General features: G+C 65.4%; 3 protein-coding genes. 1 reads left to right on the forward strand and 2 read right to left on the reverse strand.

The window, feature by feature from the left end:
- Nucleotides 1-10 precede the first annotated feature (10 nt).
- Both JWP65_RS16360 and JWP65_RS16365 read right to left on the reverse strand, forming a co-directional pair.
- A complete protein-coding gene (locus JWP65_RS16360; RefSeq protein WP_299765622.1) occupies nucleotides 11-1,348 on the reverse strand; it encodes a polyhydroxyalkanoate depolymerase in 1,338 nt (445 codons plus the stop codon).
- Between the two features lie 603 nt (nucleotides 1,349-1,951).
- Nucleotides 1,952-3,151, reverse strand: coding sequence for an amino acid aminotransferase (locus tag JWP65_RS16365; RefSeq protein WP_299765624.1), 1,200 nt, complete (start codon nucleotides 3,149-3,151; stop codon nucleotides 1,952-1,954).
- A 100-nt stretch (nucleotides 3,152-3,251) separates the two neighbouring features.
- Here JWP65_RS16365 and JWP65_RS16370 point away from each other — a divergent pair.
- Nucleotides 3,252-3,733: DEAD/DEAH box helicase family protein (locus JWP65_RS16370; protein WP_299765626.1), on the forward strand; the 482-nt coding region annotated here is incomplete at its 3' end.

Genomic DNA, 3,733 nt, shown 5'->3' on the forward strand with positions numbered 1-3,733 from the left:
TCTCACTCCACTAGCCAGCCGTCAGCGCTCGACGGGTCTTTTTGACTGGTGTGGCGGCGGCGGTCGGGGCGGCAAGTCGTGGGCCGTTGTTGTGTGCAAGGATGAAGTCGCGCACTTGCGGGTACACGATGTCGCGCCAGCGGCGGCCGCTGAAGATGCCGTAGTGGCCAGCGCCCTTGACTTCCAGGTGCTTCTGGCGCGCCTTGGGAACGTTGAAGCACAGGTCGTGCGCCGCCTCGGTCTGGCCGCTGCCGGAGATGTCGTCGAGCTCGCCTTCGATGGTGAAGTGCGCGGTGGTGGTGATGTCTTGCGGCCGCACGCGCTCGAGCGCGCCGTCGGGGTTGCGCACGTCCCAGGTGCCGTTGACCAGCGCGAACTCCTGGAACACCACCTTGATGGTCTCGAGGTAGTAGTCGGCGTCCATGTCGAGGACGGCGTTGTACTCGTCGTAGAACTGGCGGTGCGCCTCGGCGCTGGTGTCGTCGCCGGCGATCAGATGTTTGAAGTAGTCGTAATGGCTGGACAGGTGGCGGTCGGGGTTCATCGCCACGAAGCCAGAATGCTGCAGGAAGCCCGGGTAGACGCGGCGCCCGGCGCCCGGAAAGTTGGTCGGAACGCGGTAGATCACGTTGTTCTCGAACCAGCCATGGCTCTTGTTCGTCGCCAGGTTGTTCACCGCGGTGGGCGACTTGCGGGCATCGATCGGGCCGCCCATCATGGTCATCGACAGCGGCGTGGCCTCGCCGCGCGAGGCCATCAGCGAGACCGCCGCCAGCACCGGAACGGTTGGCTGGCAGACGCTGATCACGTGGCAGTTGCCGTATTCGGCCTGCAGGTGGCGGATGAAGTCCTGCACGTAGTGGACATAGTCGTCCAGGTGGAACTCGCCTTGCGCCAGCGGCACGGTGCGGGCGTTCTTCCAGTCGGTGATGTAGACCTTGTGGTCGCGCAGCATGGACTTGACCGTGTCGCGCAGCAGCGTGGCGTAGTGGCCCGAAAGCGGCGCCACGATCAGCACGGCCGGCTGTTCCTTGAGCCGGTCCAGGGTCTCGGGCTGGTCCGAGAAGCGCTTGAAGCGACGCAACTCGCAAAATGGCTTGTCCAGCTCCACTCGCTCCTGAATGGCGACGTCGACGCCGTCGACGTCGACGGTGCTGATGCCGAACGTCGGCTTCTCGTAATCCTTGCCGAGCCGGTAGATCAGGTCGTAGGCGGCCGAAACCCGCTGCGCCAGCGGGTTTTGCGCAAACGGTGACAACCTGTTGCTGTAAAGCTTGGAGGCCGCCTGCGCGAAATCGACAAAAGGCTCCATCAAGGAGCGTTGGGCTTCGTAGATCTGGTAGAGCATGTGAGGCCTGTGTTGTGCAGTGCAATATACCAGCCGCCATATTCCAGTGCTCAGCGAACCACGGATGAGCACGGAACTTGTCGTCCTTTCGTCACTTCCTGCCTCCACCGTGACAAGGCCGTACCTTGAATCGGCGCAACTGGATCGCCGCCGCCGCCGCAAGCACCGCGACGGCACCTGGTCGGTGCTCCAGCCGATGTTCCCCGCCGCCGACATTCCAGTGCTGCAGCTGAGCATGGACTACGGCCGCCCGCCGGTCGAGCACTTCGCCCTGGGCCAGCAGCTGAAATCGCTGCGCGAGCGCGGGGTGCTGATCGCGGGCAGCGGCAACATACCTGCGCCCCCCGGCGCGGGGCCGGGGCGATGCAGGCCTACGAGTTCGGCAAGCAGATCGCCGCGCGACCGGAGCAGGGCGGCTGGCGCAGCTGGCCGGGTTCCAGCAGCTGGGGCAAGTGGCGCAGCTGGCGCATCCCACCCACGACCACTACCTGCCGCTGCTGCACGCCGCCGGCGCCGTGGACCCCCAGGAGCCGGTGCGCTTGTTCAGCGCGACCTACCGGTCGGCGTCGATTTGGATGCGGTCGGTGGTCTGGGGGTGAGCGCCTACGCGACCACCTTCGCGATCGACGCGCAGACGTAGTCGATGTTCCTGGTGTTCAGCGCGGCGACGCACATGCGCCCCGTGTCCGTGCCGTACACGCTGAACTCATCGCGCAGCCGCACCATCTGGTCCTTGCCCAGGCCCGAGTAGCTGAACATGCCCACCTGCTGGGTGATGAAGCTCATGTCCTGCTTGACGCCGGCCGCCTTGAGCTTGTCCACCATCAGGCTGCGCATTTCCTTGATGCGCACCCGCATCGCGGCCAGTTCCTTCTCCCACAGGGCGCGCAGCTGCGGCGAGTTCAGCACCGTGGCGCAGATCTGGCCGCCGTGGATCGGCGGGTTGCTGTAGTTGGTGCGGATCATGATCTTCAGCTGCGACAGCACCCGCGCGGTGGTTTCCTTGTCCTGGCACAGCACCGACAGCGCGCCCACGCGCTCGCCGTACAGGCTGAAGCTCTTGGAAAAAGAGGTCGAGACGAAAAAGTCCAGGCCGGCGGCCACGAACTTGCCGATCACGGCGCCGTCTTCGGCGATGCCTTCGCCAAAGCCCTGGTAAGCCATGTCCAGAAACGGCACCAGGCGGCTGGCCTTGACGGTGGCGACCACCTGGTCCCACTGGGCGGGGGTGATGTCGTAGCCGGTCGGGTTGTGGCAGCAGGCGTGCAGCACCACCACGGTGCCGGCGGGCGCCTGGCCAAGGCCGGTCAGCATGCCATCGAAGTCGACGCCCCGCCTGGCCGCGTTGTAATAGGGGTAGGACTCCACGACGAAGCCGGCCTGGCTGAACAGGGCGCGGTGGTTTTCCCAGCTCGGGTCGCTGATCAGCACCTTGGCCTCGGGGTTCAGGTGCTTGAGGAAGTCGGCGCCGATCTTCAGGCCGCCGGTGCCGCCCAGGGCCTGCACGGTGGCGACGCGGCCGCTCTTGACCGGCTCGCTTTCGGCCCCAAATACCAGGCTCTTGACGGCCGCGTCATAGGCGGCGATGCCGTCGATGGGCAGGTAGCCGCGGGCCGCGTGGGCCGCCATCATGGTGGCTTCGGCCTGCTGCACGCACTCCAGCAGCGGCAGCTTGCCGTTGTCGTCGAAGTAGACCCCCACGCCGAGGTTGACCTTTTTCGGGTTTCCGTCAGCGGCAAACTGCTCGTTGAGGCCCAGGATGGGGTCGCGAGGCGCCATTTCGACGGCGGTGAACAGAGACATGGGGGGTCCTTTGGGTGGCTGTAAGCGAAGTCGCCGGGCCTGCTGTACGCTGGCCGGCTTTGTCCGCAATTTTAATGTGTAGCCCCAGGGACTGACCCGCATGAGTGCAATAGCCGACACCGCCGATACCGCCGAGCCCCAGCAGGACGAGAAAAGCGGCGAGTTCATCAGTTTCCCCGGATCGCCATTCGAGCTGTTCATGCCGTACCCGCCCGCGGGCGACCAGCCCCGGGCAATCGAGAAACTGGTCGAGGGCGTGCTGGACGGTGAGGTGTTCCAGACCTTGCTGGGCGTGACCGGCTCGGGCAAGACCTTCACCATGGCCAACGTGATCGCCCGCCTGGGCCGGCCGGCGATCGTGTTCGCCCCCAACAAGACGCTGGCAGCGCAGCTGTATGCCGAGTTTCGAGAATTCTTCCCGAGGAATGCGGTCGAGTACTTCGTCAGCTACTACGACTATTACCAGCCGGAGGCCTACGTCCCCCAGCGCGACCTGTTCATCGAAAAGGACAGCTCGATCAACGAGCACATCGAGCAGATGCGGCTGTCGGCCACCAAGAGCGTGCTGGAGCGGCGCGACAC

The organism is Ramlibacter sp., from assembly GCF_028292805.1.
Lineage (GTDB): Bacteria > Pseudomonadota > Gammaproteobacteria > Burkholderiales > Burkholderiaceae_C > Ramlibacter.

What these genes read in the sequence shown, in the direction of transcription:
- JWP65_RS16365 (WP_299765624.1), bottom strand. Translation starts at nt 3,151, where the DNA reads ATGTCTCTGTTCACCGCCGTCGAAATGGCGCCTCGCGACCCCATCCTG.
- JWP65_RS16360 (WP_299765622.1), bottom strand. Translation starts at nt 1,348, where the DNA reads ATGCTCTACCAGATCTACGAAGCCCAACGCTCCTTGATGGAGCCTTTT.